This is a genomic window from Streptomyces sp. NPDC107575, from assembly GCF_055657265.1.
This window is the reverse complement of the sequence record NZ_JBVKBG010000010.1, coordinates 262,711-278,490: the sequence shown is the minus strand read 5'-3', so window position 1 is coordinate 278,490 and position 15,780 is coordinate 262,711. Positions and strand designations below refer to the sequence as shown.

The 15,780-nt window shown below is 68.2% G+C and carries 23 protein-coding genes; 7 read left to right on the top strand and 16 right to left on the bottom strand.

The genetic code is table 11. From position 1 onward, the window contains the following. Nucleotides 1-23 precede the first annotated feature (23 nt). Together ACZ7L4_RS38850 and ACZ7L4_RS38845 are read right to left on the bottom strand one after the other, a co-directional pair. Nucleotides 24-410 (bottom strand): hypothetical protein, encoded by a 387-nt coding sequence (locus ACZ7L4_RS38850; protein WP_472109771.1) that lies wholly within the window; start codon nt 408-410, stop codon nt 24-26. After that, entirely contained in the window at nt 410-838 is a 429-nt protein-coding gene (locus ACZ7L4_RS38845) for an ATP-binding protein (RefSeq protein ID WP_472109770.1), read from the bottom strand. The genes ACZ7L4_RS38850 and ACZ7L4_RS38845 overlap by 1 nt, the downstream gene beginning before the upstream one ends. Nucleotides 839-1,215: 377 nt before the next feature. Here ACZ7L4_RS38845 and ACZ7L4_RS38840 point away from each other — a divergent pair, with 377 nt between their 5' ends. Further along, nucleotides 1,216-2,496 carry an XRE family transcriptional regulator gene (locus tag ACZ7L4_RS38840; protein ID WP_472109769.1) on the top strand — a complete coding sequence of 427 codons (1,281 nt, stop codon included), beginning with the start codon at nt 1,216-1,218 and terminating at the stop codon, nt 2,494-2,496. After that, nucleotides 2,493-3,032, top strand: a complete 540-nt coding sequence (locus ACZ7L4_RS38835) for a GNAT family N-acetyltransferase (RefSeq protein ID WP_472109768.1) — start codon at nt 2,493-2,495, stop codon at nt 3,030-3,032. Before ACZ7L4_RS38840 ends, ACZ7L4_RS38835 begins: the two co-directional genes overlap by 4 nt. Before the next feature lie 593 nt (nt 3,033-3,625). Here the strand turns inward: ACZ7L4_RS38835 and ACZ7L4_RS38830 are convergent. From ACZ7L4_RS38830 to ACZ7L4_RS38820, 3 genes are all read right to left on the bottom strand, one after another. Continuing rightward, nucleotides 3,626-3,985 carry an excalibur calcium-binding domain-containing protein gene (locus ACZ7L4_RS38830; RefSeq protein WP_472109767.1) on the bottom strand — a complete coding sequence of 120 codons (360 nt, stop codon included), beginning with the start codon at nt 3,983-3,985 and terminating at the stop codon, nt 3,626-3,628. 137 nt (nt 3,986-4,122) lie between these two features. Beyond that, on the bottom strand, nt 4,123-4,335 hold the full coding sequence (locus tag ACZ7L4_RS38825; RefSeq protein ID WP_472109766.1) for a hypothetical protein: 213 nt from the start codon (nt 4,333-4,335) through the stop codon (nt 4,123-4,125). 89 nt (nt 4,336-4,424) lie between these two features. Beyond that, nucleotides 4,425-4,661: a hypothetical protein gene (locus ACZ7L4_RS38820; RefSeq protein ID WP_472109765.1), complete on the bottom strand. Its 237-nt coding sequence runs from the start codon at nt 4,659-4,661 to the stop codon at nt 4,425-4,427. A gap of 155 nt (nt 4,662-4,816) precedes the next feature. Between ACZ7L4_RS38820 and ACZ7L4_RS38815 the strand changes: the two genes are divergently transcribed. The 5 genes from ACZ7L4_RS38815 (at nt 4,817) to ACZ7L4_RS38795 (ending at nt 6,250) form a co-directional block, all read left to right on the top strand. Further along, on the top strand, nt 4,817-5,059 hold the full coding sequence (locus ACZ7L4_RS38815; protein WP_472109764.1) for a helix-turn-helix domain-containing protein: 243 nt from the start codon (nt 4,817-4,819) through the stop codon (nt 5,057-5,059). Then, nucleotides 5,056-5,268, top strand: coding sequence for a hypothetical protein (locus ACZ7L4_RS38810; protein WP_472109763.1), 213 nt, complete (start codon nt 5,056-5,058; stop codon nt 5,266-5,268). Before ACZ7L4_RS38815 ends, ACZ7L4_RS38810 begins: the two co-directional genes overlap by 4 nt. Before the next feature lie 223 nt (nt 5,269-5,491). Further along, complete coding sequence (locus tag ACZ7L4_RS38805; RefSeq protein ID WP_472109762.1) at nt 5,492-5,731, top strand: hypothetical protein; 240 nt, start codon at nt 5,492-5,494, stop codon at nt 5,729-5,731. Further along, nucleotides 5,728-5,910, top strand: a complete 183-nt coding sequence (locus tag ACZ7L4_RS38800) for a hypothetical protein (RefSeq protein WP_472109761.1) — start codon at nt 5,728-5,730, stop codon at nt 5,908-5,910. The genes ACZ7L4_RS38805 and ACZ7L4_RS38800 overlap by 4 nt, the downstream gene beginning before the upstream one ends. Continuing rightward, the gene (locus ACZ7L4_RS38795; protein WP_472109760.1) at nt 5,900-6,250 is read left to right on the top strand and encodes a hypothetical protein; all 351 of its coding nucleotides are present in this window, start codon (nt 5,900-5,902) and stop codon (nt 6,248-6,250) included. The genes ACZ7L4_RS38800 and ACZ7L4_RS38795 overlap by 11 nt, the downstream gene beginning before the upstream one ends. A gap of 71 nt (nt 6,251-6,321) precedes the next feature. Here the strand turns inward: ACZ7L4_RS38795 and ACZ7L4_RS38790 are convergent, their stop codons facing one another. From ACZ7L4_RS38790 to ACZ7L4_RS38740, 11 genes are all read right to left on the bottom strand, one after another. Next, nucleotides 6,322-6,561, bottom strand: coding sequence for a hypothetical protein (locus tag ACZ7L4_RS38790; RefSeq protein ID WP_472109759.1), 240 nt, complete (start codon nt 6,559-6,561; stop codon nt 6,322-6,324). After that, nucleotides 6,558-7,454, bottom strand: a complete 897-nt coding sequence (locus ACZ7L4_RS38785; RefSeq protein WP_472109758.1) for an SPDY domain-containing protein — start codon at nt 7,452-7,454, stop codon at nt 6,558-6,560. Before ACZ7L4_RS38785 ends, ACZ7L4_RS38790 begins: the two co-directional genes overlap by 4 nt. A gap of 20 nt (nt 7,455-7,474) precedes the next feature. After that, nucleotides 7,475-8,431, bottom strand: coding sequence for a DUF317 domain-containing protein (locus tag ACZ7L4_RS38780; protein WP_472109757.1), 957 nt, complete (start codon nt 8,429-8,431; stop codon nt 7,475-7,477). A gap of 4 nt (nt 8,432-8,435) precedes the next feature. After that, the gene (locus ACZ7L4_RS38775) at nt 8,436-8,963 is read right to left on the bottom strand and encodes a type II toxin-antitoxin system RelE family toxin (protein WP_472109756.1); all 528 of its coding nucleotides are present in this window, start codon (nt 8,961-8,963) and stop codon (nt 8,436-8,438) included. Then, complete coding sequence (locus ACZ7L4_RS38770; protein WP_472109755.1) at nt 8,963-9,766, bottom strand: hypothetical protein; 804 nt, start codon at nt 9,764-9,766, stop codon at nt 8,963-8,965. The genes ACZ7L4_RS38775 and ACZ7L4_RS38770 overlap by 1 nt, the downstream gene beginning before the upstream one ends. A 1-nt stretch (nt 9,767) precedes the next feature. Further along, nucleotides 9,768-10,379 carry a DUF4913 domain-containing protein gene (locus ACZ7L4_RS38765; RefSeq protein ID WP_472109754.1) on the bottom strand — a complete coding sequence of 204 codons (612 nt, stop codon included), beginning with the start codon at nt 10,377-10,379 and terminating at the stop codon, nt 9,768-9,770. Between the two features lie 107 nt (nt 10,380-10,486). Then, complete coding sequence (locus ACZ7L4_RS38760; protein ID WP_472109753.1) at nt 10,487-11,371, bottom strand: DNA cytosine methyltransferase; 885 nt, start codon at nt 11,369-11,371, stop codon at nt 10,487-10,489. Between the two features lie 16 nt (nt 11,372-11,387). Beyond that, nucleotides 11,388-11,675 carry a DNA cytosine methyltransferase gene (locus ACZ7L4_RS38755; RefSeq protein WP_472109752.1) on the bottom strand — a complete coding sequence of 96 codons (288 nt, stop codon included), beginning with the start codon at nt 11,673-11,675 and terminating at the stop codon, nt 11,388-11,390. Then, nucleotides 11,672-12,844 carry a DnaB-like helicase N-terminal domain-containing protein gene (locus ACZ7L4_RS38750; RefSeq protein ID WP_472109751.1) on the bottom strand — a complete coding sequence of 391 codons (1,173 nt, stop codon included), beginning with the start codon at nt 12,842-12,844 and terminating at the stop codon, nt 11,672-11,674. The genes ACZ7L4_RS38755 and ACZ7L4_RS38750 overlap by 4 nt, the downstream gene beginning before the upstream one ends. 318 nt (nt 12,845-13,162) lie before the next feature. Further along, nucleotides 13,163-14,959, bottom strand: a complete 1,797-nt coding sequence (locus ACZ7L4_RS38745; protein ID WP_472109750.1) for a type IV secretory system conjugative DNA transfer family protein — start codon at nt 14,957-14,959, stop codon at nt 13,163-13,165. A gap of 96 nt (nt 14,960-15,055) precedes the next feature. Next, a complete protein-coding gene (locus tag ACZ7L4_RS38740; RefSeq protein ID WP_472109749.1) occupies nt 15,056-15,760 on the bottom strand; it encodes a hypothetical protein in 705 nt (234 codons plus the stop codon). Nucleotides 15,761-15,780 lie beyond the last annotated feature (20 nt).

Sequence of the window (15,780 nt, the reverse complement as noted above, 5' to 3'; positions counted from 1 at the left end):
ATGCGACACGGCATGCTGGTGCTTCATGTGTCCTCCTCGAACTCGTCGAGGAGCGCGCTGATCGCGACGGCGAAGCGACGAACGTACGAGAGAGCGTGCTGATGAGCCGGGTGCTCGTCGTGCAGATCACGCAGGTGTGCAATCTGTGCGATGGGGCAGAACTCCGTGCGGTACGGGGCCATGTGGATGAGCTGGCGGGCCGCGCTGCGCAACGCGTTGGCGAGTCGCAGTAGTTGTTCCGGGGTGAGGTCGGTTGCCTCGTCGAAGACTTCGTTGAGGGCGTCGTAGATCGTGTCGCTGATGCGGTCGTCCGCGAGTGAGCGGGCCAGCGCGTTGATGACCCGCCGTAAGTCCGGCTCCCGCAAGGGGAGTGGGGGATGCTCCGGCCAGGTGGTGAAGGCGGTGGTCATCAAGTCCTCCCTCTCGGGAGGCGGACCGTGCACCAGGTGGTCGTGCCGCAGTCACTGGTGCCCCAACGATCGGTGAGGAGTGCGACAAGGTAGAGGCCGCGCCCGCATTCGTCGTTGTCCGCGGGTGTTTGGAGCACTGCCGGGGTCGAGCTGCCGTCGCTGACCTCGACGCGAAGCTCGTTCGACGACAGACGCACTCGGAGCGCGGTCTGAGTTCCGCCGTGCTCGATGGCGTTCGTGACCAGCTCGGACACGATGAGGACGGCGTTCTCGACCGTAGGTTCGGGTACCTCCCACATGCGCAACATGGCGGCCGTGATCCGTCGACAGGAGCTGACGAACGCGGGGTCGGGGACGAACGCGGCCTCGAAGGCGCGGTGGGAGTACGCAGGGTTGGCCACGGCGAGTCTGGAGATATCAGTGATCATTGGCGTCCTCTCCAGTGGCGGCGAGTGGTCCGGAGCAACCGGCCGCAGAGGCGCGACTGCGTCGGTTGTCGGAGACCAGCCCGGAGCCGGCCCGCCTGGTGCCGTTGCCCCGTGGCGGCAGGTGGGAGTGCGACTGACGGCTGCGGACCGTGGCGATGTAGCCCGGTCGGCCATGGGAGGAGGTCATGTGGGGGCTCCTGCTCGTCAGAGTGTTGCGCGGTCGTCGAGAAGCGGCTCATCGCGCCTTGCCCCATACAGAACTCCCCTACAGGCCTCCGGAGTTAGGGGATCTGGATCGCCGTCCAGAAGCGCACCCTAGGGGTTTTTGACTCCCCATTTACCTGACGACGTGTATGCGCCGGGGCTACGGTGCGGGCATGGACACCACGCGCAACACGGTCCTTGAGGCGTGGATGGACGAGCACGGCTACAGCGCCAACAGCCTTGCCAACGTGGTGAATCTGGCCCTGGAGCGCCTCACTGGGCGGCATGGACGATGCGACGGACGGCAAGTCAGGGACTGGCGGTCCGGGCGGGTCAAGTGGCCCAATGCTGCTACGCGCAAGGCGTTGGAGGACATCACCGGACGCGACGCAATGGAACTAGGGTTCATGCCACGGGGCCGGCCTTCGTCCACGGCGGCCCCACGGCAGGAGGACGAGGACCCCATGCACCGTCGCACCCTGGTCGCCGGCACACTTTCGGCTGCCCTGGCCGCCGCCGCCCCAGGCAACAGCTCCACACGCAGGATCGGCATGAGCGACGTCCAGGGACTGCAGGACAAGTTCTCGGCCGTCATCGCCAGCGACCACAAGCGGGGCGGACAGCGCGACATCGAGCAGCGCGCGGCACGCATGGCCGACGAAGCCCTGAACCTGCAGAACTCCGGCTCGGCCACCCAGCGCGTACGCTCCAACCTGTACGCTGCGGCCGCATCCTTCCGGTCCTCGGCGATGTGGGCGGCGATCGATGGCCGCCGTTTCCAGGACGCCATGACCCACATGCGCGAAGCGCAGACGCTCGCCGAACTGTCGGGGGACCAGGCGATCAAATTCCGCATCTGGTCGCACGCGGGCAGCCTCTACCGGCACCTTGGGCGCCCCGCAGACGCCCGCGCGGCCAACGACGTCGCACGCAGCCTCCACATCAACCGTCGAGACCCGATGTTCGCCTCGCTGGGCATCGCTCGGCAGATGGCCATCCAGGGAGTGGCCCACGAGCGCGGCAACCTTCGACGCACCTTCGACCAGGCTCAAGAGGCTATGACGCGTGCCTCCGACGATCGCCGCCCCGTCTGGCTCACTGCCTTCTACGACGAAGCGGAACTGCACTCGCTCGCGCTGAGCGCCTACCTGGCCGCCGGGGACTGGGCCACAGCCGAGTTCCATGCACACCGCTGCTTGGCTGCCCTTCGGCCCCACATGCTTCGCTCTCGCGCCATCGCGACGAGCCGCTTGGCGCACGCCCAACTCGCGCAAGGCGATGCCGAGGCTGCCACGCGCACCGCGATGCGTGTGCCGGCTGAAGCGGCTACCCAGCACGCGAGGGTTTCCCGCATGCTGCAAGAGTTCAGCGCTGCCCTGCGTGCCACGGCGCCTGGCAGCACCAGCGCACACAACTGGACCGAGCACACCGCCGCATGGAGGCCCACCGCATGACTTCGGCACCCGCCATCGAACTCCGTACATTCACCGACCTGGACGCCGCCCGCGGCGACCTGCTCGACGTGTACGCCGAAGTACGCGCCCCACTCCTGCACCTACCGAACTACGCCGCCACGTCCTTCGGGGAGCGCCTCGACCGACACGGTACCGAACCGGGCTTCAAGGCCGTGCTCGCCTACGAGGATGAACACCCGGTGGGGTACGCCTACGGCAACCGGATCGAGGACGGCGACCGCTATTGGCAGCGCACCAGCCCGCCTCCCAGGGAGAAGTACACGTTGCAGCCCGCGATCGCCCTCAAGGAGATCGGCGTACGTCCGGACTGGCGCGGCACGGGCGTCGCACGCCGCATCCACGACGAGCTCCTGGCCGGCCGGGAGGAGCCGTACGTCACGCTCATGGTCAACGAGGCGGCGGGGGACGGGAAGGTGCATGCCCTGTACCGGTCGTGGGGTTACGAGGACATCGGCCACAGCCAACCTTCCCCGGCTTCGCCACGGCTGACCGTGATGATTCGGGTTACTCAATAGCGCGTGTGCAGGTGGGCGCGAAGAGCCCCTGGCGACTGACGGATCGCGCCCCAACCCGGCCCGCCTCGCGCCCACTAGCAAGGGCGGTCCTTGGCCAGGACTGCCCCAGGGCGTTGACCTCGGGCGCCAGCTGAGCGCAGCCTGAACGTTCGGACCCCAGGAGAAGGTGCTCACCATGACGCATGGGGATCGCGAAGCCCGAACCGTCTGCCTTGAGAGGTTCGGGCCGCGATGTGGTCGGTTCCGCCTCATTGGCACGAACACCGGCCCTCCGACCGAGGAGGAGATCCTCGCCGCGGTCGCCGAGTGGCAGAGGTACGGGCGAGAGCACGGCCACCTCGTCGACAACACCAAGTAGACCGAGCCGCAAACCGGAGTGTCCTCGCGAGCCGCACACGCGTCACGACCCCGTGGGACCCTGACGACGACACCACCGCCGAAGACCCGCCAGCCACGCTGCTCCCGTGCTCGACTCGACGACGCGCACGAGCTGATGGAGCTGCTCGCCGACGTACGCGACGGACGCGAGCCAGCCCCCGAACTCGCGCGCTACCTGATCGGAAACCTCTCAGGGCGGGGCCATCCGGCGAAGGTCACTGCCCGTAGTACGGCTCACAGGCCACACCATCGCCGTCCCGGTCGAGGTCGGAGCTGTACCCGGGGTCCCCTTTGTATAGCGGTGCGACTCCCGCGTCCCGGGCGGCATCGCAGTTGGGGTAGTAGGCATCCGACGATGAGGTCGGCGTGACCTCTGGCTCGGGCTCCTCGGTCGTCTCGTCCGCCGTCGGCTCATCTTCTGCGGGCTCGGTCACCGTCTCCGTGGCGGCGGGCGCGGTCTCCTCCTCGGTTTCCGTCACCGTGGGGCCCGGCTCGGTGACCGTCACCGTGGGTGCAGGCGCCGGATCGTCAGGCGTCTTCGCCCCAGCCATGATCAGGAACAGTACGAAGAACACGCCCGTGAGCGTCCACAGCCACCACGGCCCCGGCAGTCTCCGACGCGGCCTCGGGGCCCGGGGCGGGCGCGATTGACCCCAGGAGCGTCCCCATCCACCGTTGTCGCTCATAGCTGCCTCCGAGGAGCAGCCGTCGTCTAGGCGGCCTCGTAGTGGTGCGCGCGCCCGCCCCGCCACTTCACCCACGACGGGTCATCGAGCAGCCGCTCCGCGTCCTCGAGCCCGGACCGGCGCAGGAACTCGATCACGTCCGCGTCGGAGTGCGCGAGGCCGAGGATCTGCCCGCGCGCCGTGACGCGTCGGCCGCCGGTGCCGAGCGGAGGGTGCACGATGATCGGGGCGCTCACCATGCCTCCAGGGTGCGGCGGCACGTCACGGGTGGCATGTCGATCTACATGCTGGGGAACCTCGCGGTCCCATCCATCCGACCCCGGTCCCGCTACTTGCTGTGGTCGATCACGTTGCCGTTGGAGCAGTTGTTGACGTGGTCACTCACGTAGTCCCCCAGGACGGGGACCACGGCGACTTCCTGAAGGCAGACGTCAGCGGCACTGAAGTTCCAGCCGTTCGTGGCGTTGACCCCGCCTCCGAAGTTGGAGTCGTTGTCGGCGTGGGCCGGGGCTGCGATGCCGACGGCGGCGAGGGCGAGAGCGGAGACGCTGATGATCTTCTTCATGACCGAGTGAACGATGGTCAGGGCATGACGGCACGGGCGTGCCGATCACGTCGCCTACCTGGGGTAATGAACACAGAGAGGCGAGCCACGTTGCCCAGAAAATCGAACACGTGGCCTAATGAATGGAAAGTGATCGCCGACATCCGGGGGTGACGATGTCCCGCACCATCCACTCGCAGCCCGCCGACATCCGACAGGCCGGCATCGAGCAGGCCCACCGCGAGCTAATGCTGAAGCTCGACGGCGAGCCGAGCGTGCGCGAGCTGGCCGATGCGGTCGGCGTCACCCCGTCGACGATCAGTCTCCAGCTCAAGAAGATGCGCGCCCGCGGCGTCGACATTCGCACGCGAGGCTGGCGCCGCCGACGCATGTGCCCGCACTGTGGCGGCGACCTGTGACCTACGCCCCGCCCGGCCGGTATCACGTCGCCCTCGACCGCGACGACGTACGAATCCTGGACGGCTGGTGGGACGACCCGGACACTGCCGACCGGAAGTTCGACGGGCTCCAGGCGCAGCACGAGGAGCACGCGGGTACGCGGCTGCGCCTGACCGAGTGGGACGACGGCCGGGAGTGGCCGCTGCGGGAGTGGCCCCCGGCCGCATAAGCCCTGTGTGAGACCCGTAACGAAACCCCGTGATCAATTTCCATCGCGCCCGGTCCGCCGCCTAGCGTCCTGCGGACATACCTACGTCCGGGGGGACGACTGGAGCGCAAGTGAAGGGGACGTACATCCCTCCCGACCTAACGCATGACCAAGGGCTCGTGGTCATGATCATGGGGACCGCTATCGCGGTCGGCGTCTTCGTCTACATGTTCCGGAGGCGCAAGTGAACCTGCGCGAAGACAAGTGGGAGATCCTCGTCGTGGTCTCGGCGGCCGTGGGCACCGGCAATGGTGTCGTGGAGTACCACGGATGGGCCCGTTTGTTCTGGCTGGCCCTCGGCGTCTTCTGCGTCAGCGCCTGGTGCCGGGAGATCCGCAACAAGCGCCGCAAGCGCCGCGATCTGCGCCGGGCCTGGCTGACGCACTTCGACCGCCTCCTTCGCGACGAGGTGAAGCGCCGATGAGTAAGTTCCTGCGCCGCCTCATCGTCGCGACGGCCGCCGTCATGGCCGCGGTCCTCGTCGGCGGACTCGTGCCACTGCACTGGCTGACCTGGTGCAAGCCGCTGACCTTCGGAGTCTGCTTCGCCGGGATCGTGGCCCTCCAGCGGTACGTGGAGAAGGCCGACGAAGATGATCAATAAGGTGCTCGTCCGGATCATGTACGCGCTGATCTTCGGCGGCATGGTTGCCTACGTCGCCCAGGGCCTGTTCCACGACGGCTGGGTATCGGCGGCCTTCGGTGCCGTCACCGTCGCCGCCTTCGGCGTCTGGAACCTGCGCCGGGCCGCGGTGCCCCGCGACAAGCGGCTCGGCCGCACCGGCACCCGTCTCAGCCGGATCCTGCTCACTCGTACCGGCCTGGTGGTCGTCTTTATCGTGCTGGCGCTGTGCGCGGTGCTCGCCATCGCACTCGGCGACGACGAATGCCCCTCGATGGACGCCGCCGGGAAGTGCCGCATGCCCCGCCACATGAACTGGTAGCCACCGCACACAAAGGGCACCGACCGGCGTCGACGACACGGCCGGCGCGGGAAGGTCGGCCGTTGCGGCTGCTACGCCCCCGGCTGAGAGGGGTGCCGGGTGACCTGCCGGAGTCGCTTCTCGACGTCGAATCGAGAGTGGGCGTTCTCCGTGGCGTACGCGGTGACTGCGGCCTGAACCTCGGTCACCTTGTCGAACCAGCGCTCGCGCTGTGCCGCGAGTTCGTCGCCGTCGAGGTGCTCCAGCTTCTTGCCCTCGTCCTCAGCCTCGCGCTGCAACTTGATCAGGTCATCCGGAAGTTCGATCGTCACGACCGGATCTTAAGCCGGTGTGTGCGTGCGGACGCGGCGACCGACGTCGACACCGAGGGCGTGTCGAGGAGAGAGGCGAAGCAGGGGCGGGCTGAAAGCGATTGAGGGGCACCTTCAACTGCTGCACTGACACGGGAGCGGGCACGGGCCGCGGCGGCACGCTGTACGTCCAACGGGGTTGGTGTCTTCGGCCGTAGGGGACGGATGTGGGCCAGCGGGCGGTTGCGGCGGGGGATTTCGTGCTCATAGCGAGGTACGGGGGCCGGGTTGGCCAGACGTGTGGTTGTGGCTGTGATGAGCGATGTAGGCGTCTTCGAAGTGAAGGTGGCGTACCAGCGGTCCAGGTACCCGTCCTGGCCGCCCCACAGCAGCCAGCGTTGGCGCTCGGCGTTGAGTTCGTCCCGGTGAGGGAGGTGCCTGCCCGAGTAGGTGAGGCCGGCGAGCCCGTCGGGAGCGGTGAGGAAGGCGGTGTGTTGGTGAGTGGTGTGCCGCCAGCCGCTGTCTCCCAGTGGGCGCCAGCCGTCCTGGGGCGGGCGGCCTGGAGTGAAGAGGCTGGCGTTCGCGTCGCCTTGGTAGAGGTCGGCGAGCGTCGAGGTGAAGGCGGTGACCAGTTCGGTGGGAGTGGATGCATCGAAGGCTGCCATCCACTCCGGCTCCGCGAACGGGAGTCGGTGGGCGGTGATCTTCCAGAGGGTGTAGTCCGCTCCCTCTGGCATGTATCCGAGCCGCAGGCGCTGATCCGGTGAGTTGACGTAGACGTTTCCCAGTTCGTCGCCGGTGAGGATGAAGCCGCAGTCGAGTAGGGGCTGCAGGGCGGGGTCGCCGGTATGAGTAGAGCCGGCCAGGTAGACCGGGGACACGGAGGAGTCGCCGTCGAGTGTGCGTGGGGGCATGGTGTGGCGTCCTGAGGGGGCTATCGGTGGCGGCGGGATCGGCCGTGCTCGAGCATGTAGGGGGCTGGAGCCGCGGGCGTCGTTGCCCTTGTGGGCTGCCGTGCGGAGGACCTTCCCTCCACGGCGGCCTGGCTGAGAGGGGTGGTCGGCGCCGCTTCCGGTAGTTGGACGTTCACGAGTGGGCGGTGGAGTTCCGGGATCTCGCCGACACGTCGGGTGACGGGGCTGTTGCTGGTGATGACGTTGGCGGCCGCCGCGCGCAGATGCGGGAGAGTGGTGCGGGTGAGGAAAGCTCGCCAGCTGGGCGTGAGGCGTGGTTCCGCGCCGGCGGAGAACCTCCACATGGAGTTGGCCGGGGACAGCAGCTCGTCGTACTCGTGAATCCAGCCGCTACGAGTACGGACTCCCGCCTGCCCGTCCGGGGCGATGTTCCAGTAGGGGCGGCTGCCGCGTACGAGCTGCCAGTCGTGGCGGCGGAAAACGTCTTCGTGGCTGTCGCCGGTGTAGTGCGGGCCGTCGCTGAAGTAGTCGCGGAAGTTGCTCGGCAGGCTCGCAACGAGCGTTGACGCGAAGCCGGCCACGATCTCTTGCGGCGTTCCCCGATCGAAGGTGGTGATCCAGTCCGGAACGCCGAGCGGGTCCTCCGCGTATGTGATGGTCCAGCCGCCGAAGTAGCTGTTGGCGGTGTTGGCGATGCGAACGCGCTGGCACCGGCTGGTGTAGTACGTGTCGGTGTTGTCGAACGGGGTGGCCTTGGTCCAGCCGGGTGCGTGGTCGAGCACGTCGAGGACTGCCGTGCGGGAACCGGGGCCGGCGAGGTAGATGGGACTGACGAGGACCTGAGTGTCAGGGGCCAGCTTGTTCAGGTCTGGTGAGGGCATCACGACCTCCGAGAAGGGGCGCTCGCGGACGTCGCCGCGGCGGCAGGGCGGGCCGCGAGCGCGCGTGAGTGGGCGGAGCGGAGCTCTGGTGGGCATGAAGTCACCTCGTGCGTGAGGGCGGGGCGGCATCAACGTCTGGATGCCGCTGTACACCGAGGGCGGGCTCAGCGAGCAGGCGCGCGTGCGCAGCGGCAGGAGACCGTGACGGAGTCGACGACGTGGCCTCCGACGGGACTGTCGTGGAGCTGTGGGGAGAGCGGCTGCGGGCTGCCTGCGCCCTGTCTTGGTGTGTCGGTGTGGTGGATCGTTCGTGTTGCAGGCGATGTGCGGCCAAGCGGTAAGCGGTGTGATCCTGGCGTTCACCGACGGCCAGCAGGTAGATCTCGCGATGGTGTTGGGACGTATCGGGGGCATCGCGGAACTGGACGACCATGCGCCAGCGGGTCTGAGGATCGACGTACACCTTGTGGCAGCCGGCCAGCTCGCGGGTGAGGGGTGCGCCGCGTTCATTGCCGTGGACCAGGTGCTGGAGTTCCAGCAGGGCGAGGTCGCGGATGTTCTCTGGGATGTCGCGGAGGTCGGCCAGGGCTTCGGGGTGAGCGGCGAACGCGAACCGGGCAGCCTTCACTACTTGCCCCCGCGCGGACGCCGTGAGCGGCCTGGGTCCGGTCGGTGTGTTGCGACGGCTGCTGGCGGAACGCCCAGAGGTGTGCGGCGTGCGAGTGTCGTCCGCTCTGCCGCATGCGTCGCGGTGGTGCTGGTGTTGTGTGGCGCCGGTGCCAGTGGCAGCGGTGTGTCGCGGGCCGCGGCCCAGGCGTGCGCAGCAGTGGCGGTGGGGAAGGCGCCCTCGCGCACGGTGTACGCCTCGAAGTTGCTGTCGGTCTCTTCGAGGAACAACCGGTATGGCATGGCTGTCGATTCGACGTGATGGTCGTACACGAGGGTGCGCACCTCGGTGCCGCAGCCGAAGGTGCTCTGGTTGTGGGTGAAGTGGTCGAGGACCTCGTAGCGGTCGCCCGGGTTGGTCCGCAGCAGGTCCTCGAGTCGGGCGGTGAGGGCATCCGCGGGACGAGGTCCATGGTGGTCCGTGGTGAGCGTTGCCTCTGGTGAACAGCCTTGTCGGATAAGCCAGTTCTGGGCGAGCGGCAGCACGGGGGCGCGCTCGAAGGCGAAGCCGAAGGTTCGCTGCTTGTGATCCTTGGCTATGTGAAACGCGACGTACTCGGCTTCCCCGGGGGTGCTCCAGATGGCAGCCCGGTCGAAGAACAGGAGGTAACTGTTCTGCCCGCCGTCGGTGTGGTGGGCTGATAGGGGCACGAACATGTCGTCGGAGAGAGTGGCCCGGACGAAGTCGTTCTCGATGGCTTCGGTGGCTGCCTGGAAACCGGTGAGGCGGTAATGGTGGTCCTGACTCGCATAGTTGTCGTTCATGTCAGGCCGCCAGGTCTACGTCGGGCGCCCCGAGCAGTCGGTGGTTGGGGCGCGCGCTGTTTGTAGTGCACGCCGCGAACGGGCCGTCGGGAGACCTGAGCTGGAACATGGTGGGGTCGAGGTGGTCGCGGTGCCACATCGCCGGGCCGGCGAGGCCGGCCTCGACATCGGTGAGCTGTTGCCAGGCCAGCCACAGTGCGTGCAGCCGGGCGACGGCCTCCGGATGCTCGGGCCACTGGCGGCACCACGGCCGCGAGCTGCCGACCTCGCGGCCGTACACCGGTATCAGCAGGTGATGCACCCAGCGGGTCAGCGCGGCGAGTTCCTCGTCGTAGGCCTTGCCATCGAGAGCAAGGATGAAGATCGATGTCGGGCCTTCTTGCGTGGTGCCGGATCCGGCGGAGGCGCTTCCATCCGCCGGAACCGACACACCAGGTCGGCCCGGGCCGGGGCCACGATCGCCCTCAACGGGGGCGGCTTCGTCCGTGAGCCGAGCAAGCGTCTCGCTCTGCTTGCGGCTTTCCGTGACCAGCCCGGTGACGGTGGCGACCAGATCGTTCAGATCGTGGTCGGGTACGCGCACCGGCTCGGGCTCCTGAGCAGGGTCAACCATCATTACCCCTCTGCGGGACGGGATGTTCGGGGTGGTGATGGTCTGCGCAAGGTCCGGTTTGGCCAGGCCGGGATGGAGAGGTAGAGCGCGTGCTGCTCACGCCGTCGTCATGGGGTGTGCCGGCAGACACGGGTGGGCGGACTCAGAAGCCGTAGAGCGTGCGCGGCCTGTTGTGGGACAACACCGTTGCCGAGAGCGGTCAGTTGGGCAGGTCGGCCCAGGCCTGGCGTGGCGGTCACCCAACCCGCGTCGAGTCCCTGCATCCACTCGACAAACAGAGGGCTGAGTCGGCCATCCGCGTCGGTGGGCCGGGGCGCCGGACGAGTCGCCCGCTCCCAACGAGTGATGGCCGCCGCGTACGACCCCCAGCTCTGGCCTCCTCCGGCTCGAACAAAGTGGGTGTCTCGGCAGAAGAGCCCATGGACCGATTCCTCCGCCGTCGCCGTCCCGCGTAGGTGGAGTGCGTGGACGGGAGGCCGGTGGTCTGCAGTGAGGCTGCGGCCGACGGCAAGGTCAAGTCCCCGTTGCCGTGCCGCTGGTTGGGTGATCCCTTCGTTCCGTCGGTCGCTTTTGGGGTGGGCAGCAGCCACTCCACTTCGTCGGCGAGGTTCGGGCCGTGGCCGCCTTCCTTCCGTTTCGCAGGGTGCTGGCTGCCTCCGATGATGGCCAGGTTGCTCGTTGGTGTCTTCAGCAGTGGTGCCTCGCTGGGTGGGCCAGGCGGCGAGGAAGACTCGCTCGCGGCGGTGTGGGGCTCCGACGTCGGAGGCGCGAAGCACGCACCAGCGCGCATCGAACCCGAGGTCGGCCAGGGAACCAAGTACGGCACCGAGTGCGCGCACAGGAGGCTGGTCTGTGGTGTCTCCCAGACACCACGGGCAGGGTTCCACGTCGCCAGGGGAGCCGGCGGGGGAGGTGAGGAGTCCCCGGACATTCTCGATGACCACCAGACATGGCTTGAGGGCTTCGATGGCACGGACGATGTGCAGCCACAAGCCGGACCTGGTGCCATCAACCAGCCCGGCGCGGCGGCCGGCGACAGAGACATCTTTGACACGGGAACCCGGCCGTCAGGACGCACACCTCCGGAACAGCCGCCCAGTTCACCGTCGTGATGTCACCGAGGTTGGGGACGGTGGGCCAGTGCCGCGAGAGGATCTGGGCCGCACCGGGATCGATCTCCGCGTGCCAGGCGAGAGTGCCGCCGAGGGCGTGTTGGACACCGAGATCCAGGCCGCCGTAGCCGGAGCAGAGGCTGCCGATCAGAGGTTCCGGCGGGTCGCTGGTGGGGTCGTTCACGACGGGCTCCGGCGGATCGGGCGGGGAGGGTGAGGCGTAGAGGCTGCGGGGGAAGCCGGTGTCTCGCGGTTGGAGCGGCGCGGGCGGCTGCGGGCGCGTGCGGCCTCGGTCCGGGAGGGCGAGGTGTGCTGGGGGCTCGGTGGTGATGGGCTGGGTTCGAGTCCATGCGCGATGCGGTGGCGGTGGCGTACGTCGTCGAGCGGACTGAGCGCGTACAGCGCATAGTTGATCAATTGGCCCGGCGCCAAGGCGTCCTCCCCGGCGAGTCCGCGTACTTGCCGGGCCGCGATCGCGGCGGTACGGGCGAGTGAGGAGGTGACGACCTGTGCGCCGTAGTGCTCAGCGGGGCCGCCTGGAGCGAGCGGGTCGCAGACGCGCAGGACTCGGTCGGCGTCCAGCGTCCCGTCGGTCAGCGCGCCGCGGTGCTGGACTTCCCACAGCACGGTGAGCTGGTCGATGGGCTCTCCTCGGTGGTGAAGTGCTGTGAGCGCGCGGTAGATGTGTTGGTGGCCTCGGTCTGCGAAGTCGGCAGGGTGGAGCCAGAGCACGAGGTCCAGTAGTTGTTCGGGGTGGGAGGCGAGGCAGCCGAGGAGGAACTCCTCATCGGCAACCACCTGCTCGGGTGCTGGTGGCGGCGGTTCGGTGGGAAGTGCGTGTACGTCGGGTGGTGTCAGAGGGCGTGCTTCGGTGCCCCAGGTTCGGGCCATCTTGGCGAGCACGTTGGACAGGAGCTGGGCGTGGTGCAGGGTTTCGGCTGCTGTGCCGGTGCCCAGGTCGGCGAGGGCGACCTGATGCAATCGTTTGGCGTGCTGGGCGACCCTGCGGTGGATGGCTCCCTCCAGCACCATGCGGCCATACGCCGGGGCGTGTTCGGGGCGCGGACACGCTGACACCAGCAGGTGCGGGTAGACCGAGGTGAGCCCCCGCATGTGCCGGCTGGCCTCCTGGACGGTGTCCGTGATCCAGGAGACCGGTACAGGGCCGTTGCCGATGTCAGCGGCTGCGGGGTGGTCTTGCGCCTGGAGATTAAGCATCGCCTGGTACAACGCCGCGTGCACAGGCCGGTCGAAGTGCTCCGGCCGCAACCAGCCGGCGAGTCGACCGAGCTGATCGGGATCCAAGAAGACTGCGCCGAGGACGGCCTGTTCGGCGTGCGCGAGCGGGGTCACGGACGCGCCTTGCGGGCGGGCCGGCGCTCGTCACGTAGCGCGGCGACGGCACGGTCGGCTGCCTGCAAGTCGGCGGCGAAGCGGTCGAGTTCGTCGGTGAACACCCTGTCGGATGCGCGAAGTGCTCCAGAGGGGGCCACGAACCACCAGTGGGGTCCACGGCGTACGACGGGAGCGTCGGCGAGGCCTCCCGACTTTCGGCAGAAGGCGTGGAGAGGTGCAGCGTGGGACAAGGTAGGGGCCTCAAACGGTGCGGGCGGGCAGGACGCGAAAGCAGAGCTGATGCTCTGGCCCGCCCAGGGCGACGGAGCTGGGACATCACGCGGCCGTACCGAAGTCGGTACGCCCCAGGTCCTTGGCCAGGGCACGATCGGTGATGGCCGCCGTCTCCTCGGCCGAGGCGGCGCTGAGCCGGTCGGCGTCGGGCTCGCGGTACCACGGCTTGAGGTCGAGAAGTGCGGGGCGAATGCCGGTGGCCAGGAGCAGCGCGGATCCCTTGGGCAGGGCGCGGATGGCGTCGGCCGGCAGCACTCGTTCCTGGCGCGTGGAGATCGACGTCGACTTGCCGGATTCGCTGGTGGACACCGAGACGGTTCGCACCTCGTGCTCACCGACGAGCCGGGAGAGCTTGTCCGCGAAGTCCGCGTCGTCGATACCGGAGCCGATGAGCTTGATCGTGGCTGCGGACCAGAGGGCGTCCATGCCCGCTTCGCCCCAGACACGCACGCCTTGGCGGTAGGACTGCAGGATCGTGATGGGGATGACGCCACGGCTGCCGAGATGTGAGTACAGGTCCGGCAAGTCGGCGATCTTGCAGACGTTGGCGGCCTCGTCGAGGATCGCGAGCATGGGGACGTCGAGGCGCCCGCCGTCGCGTTCGGCCTGGATGACGGCCGTACGCATCACGGCGTCGGCGGCGGCCGCGATGATCGCGGAGGCGGAGCCACCGCCGTCCTTCGAGAGTAGGAACAGGGTGTCCTTGCTGGTGGCGAATTCCTCGGGTTTGAACTCCCGCATCTTCGACGTCTTGTCGGGCGGGGTGACCCAGGCGGCGATGGTCGGGTTGAGGAGGCAACTGGCGTACTGCCGGGCCGTTTCGAAGATGCCGTCGCGTGTCTCGACGGCGCCAGCAACCGTGCCGTGCAATTGGGCGGCGACGGCATCGAGCCCGGCGTCCTGGAGTAGGTCGATCGGGGTGCGGTCGGCGGGTGAGGCGAGCCATGCCAGGACATCGGTGATGGGGCGCTGCCCGCGTGCGGCTGCGAGGAACAATGCGGTGAGGGTGTTCGCGGCGGCGGTCGACCAGAAGTCGCCTGCGCTCGACTCGTTCACGGACGCGGTGACGAAGTGTCCCGCCAAGCGGCGGGCGCCGGTCAGGTCGTGGGCGTCGGCGAGGATGTCCCACCACACCTCTTGGTGGGTGTGGGCGATCTGCTGCGGGTCGAGCGTCCATACCGTCCCGACGTCGGCACGGGCGGAGACGGTTGCGGTGAAGGCGTCGCGGGCTGCCTTGTTGCTGGTCAGCAGGACGGGCCCAGGGGCACGAAGGATTGCGGGGATGGCCAGTCCTGAGGTCTTGCCGGAGCGGGGCGCCATGATGGCGACGATCACGTCCTCCCAGGAAGAACGGACCTCGCGCGCACCCGGGGGCAGTGTTCCGAGAAGGACGCCGAGGTCGTCCGCCGAGACGTTCTTGGGCTTGGTGCCCTTGAGGCTCGGGCGGAGGCTGATGGCCTTCGCTGAGTTCTCCTTGGCGAGCAGACCGGCGAGGTCTCGTTGGCCGGCGAGACCGTCGGTGGTGCGGCGCAAACGCAGCCATGCCCTGGCGGTGAGTAGGGCAGCGGTCAGGAGGACCAGGGAGGGAAGGACGTAGCAGCTGCCGACCACCAACACGGGGGAGAGATGCGGCCAGGCGTGCTGGGGATGGAGCAGCGATGCCACGGGGGCATAGTCGGTCCAAGGATCAGACCCAAGGGTGGCGTTGGCGAGATTGCCGAACAGCCAGGCCAGGTTGCTGCCGCAGACACCGAGTGCAGCGAAAGCGATCAGTAGGTACGAGAGGGTGTCGTGAGCGGTGGTGGCCGAGGGCGTCCCGGAGGTGCGCGAAGGAGGCATGACGGGGTCCAGTGATGTGACGCGGAACGAAGCGGTACTTGGAACCGGCGAGGTCTTCTGGTGACCACGAGGGGGCCTCCTGCAGACGGTGATGGATCAGCGACTCCTGCCCGTCTTGGGGGCGGTCGGCACAGTGATTGAAGGCGACGCGGCTGGGGCCACATCGCTGGATCGTCCCTGGGCGGGAGTGGCTGTGTAGTGCCTCATGGCTTGGGTTCGCCAGCTCTGCCGTGGCGTGCGGCCCAGGTCCCTGAGCTGGTCGGTTGCCACATGCAGGTCTTCGCCGAGCGCGGTGAGTACGGCGGCGGCCTCTGTGAAGTCGTCCGAGAGGGCCCAGCCCTCATCCGACCTGGATTCCTTTGCCCGTTCGGCGGCGGCCTCGAAGAACTCGCTGAGACGGACCAGGACGCCATCATGTGGGTCCAGGACGTGGTCGGTGACCATGGCCGCGGCTTCTGAGGTCTCACTGCCATTGAGCTGGTCGGTCAGGGCGAGGATCTGGTGACCGTACACGTGGCGGCCCTGTCGGTCGGAAGGTGTGGTCACGGCGCCCGTAAACAGGTCTGGGCTCAGCGCGACGTGGTATCCGACGGCGGTGAGCATCCGTGCGGCATTACTGGCCAAGTCGCTCTCGTGGCGCTCGCCGATGTCCCAAGGGAGGCGGTACCAGTAGGTGCGGATCGTCTGTTCGTAGACGAACCCTGTTCGTCGCAGGAGGGTGTGGGCGAGTTCGTCGCCGCCTCGGGCGATGACGTTGCCGTCTTCCTCGCGTGTGATCGTCACCAGTGGTTCGGTCGGCATGGGAGCGGCTCCGGGGTCGG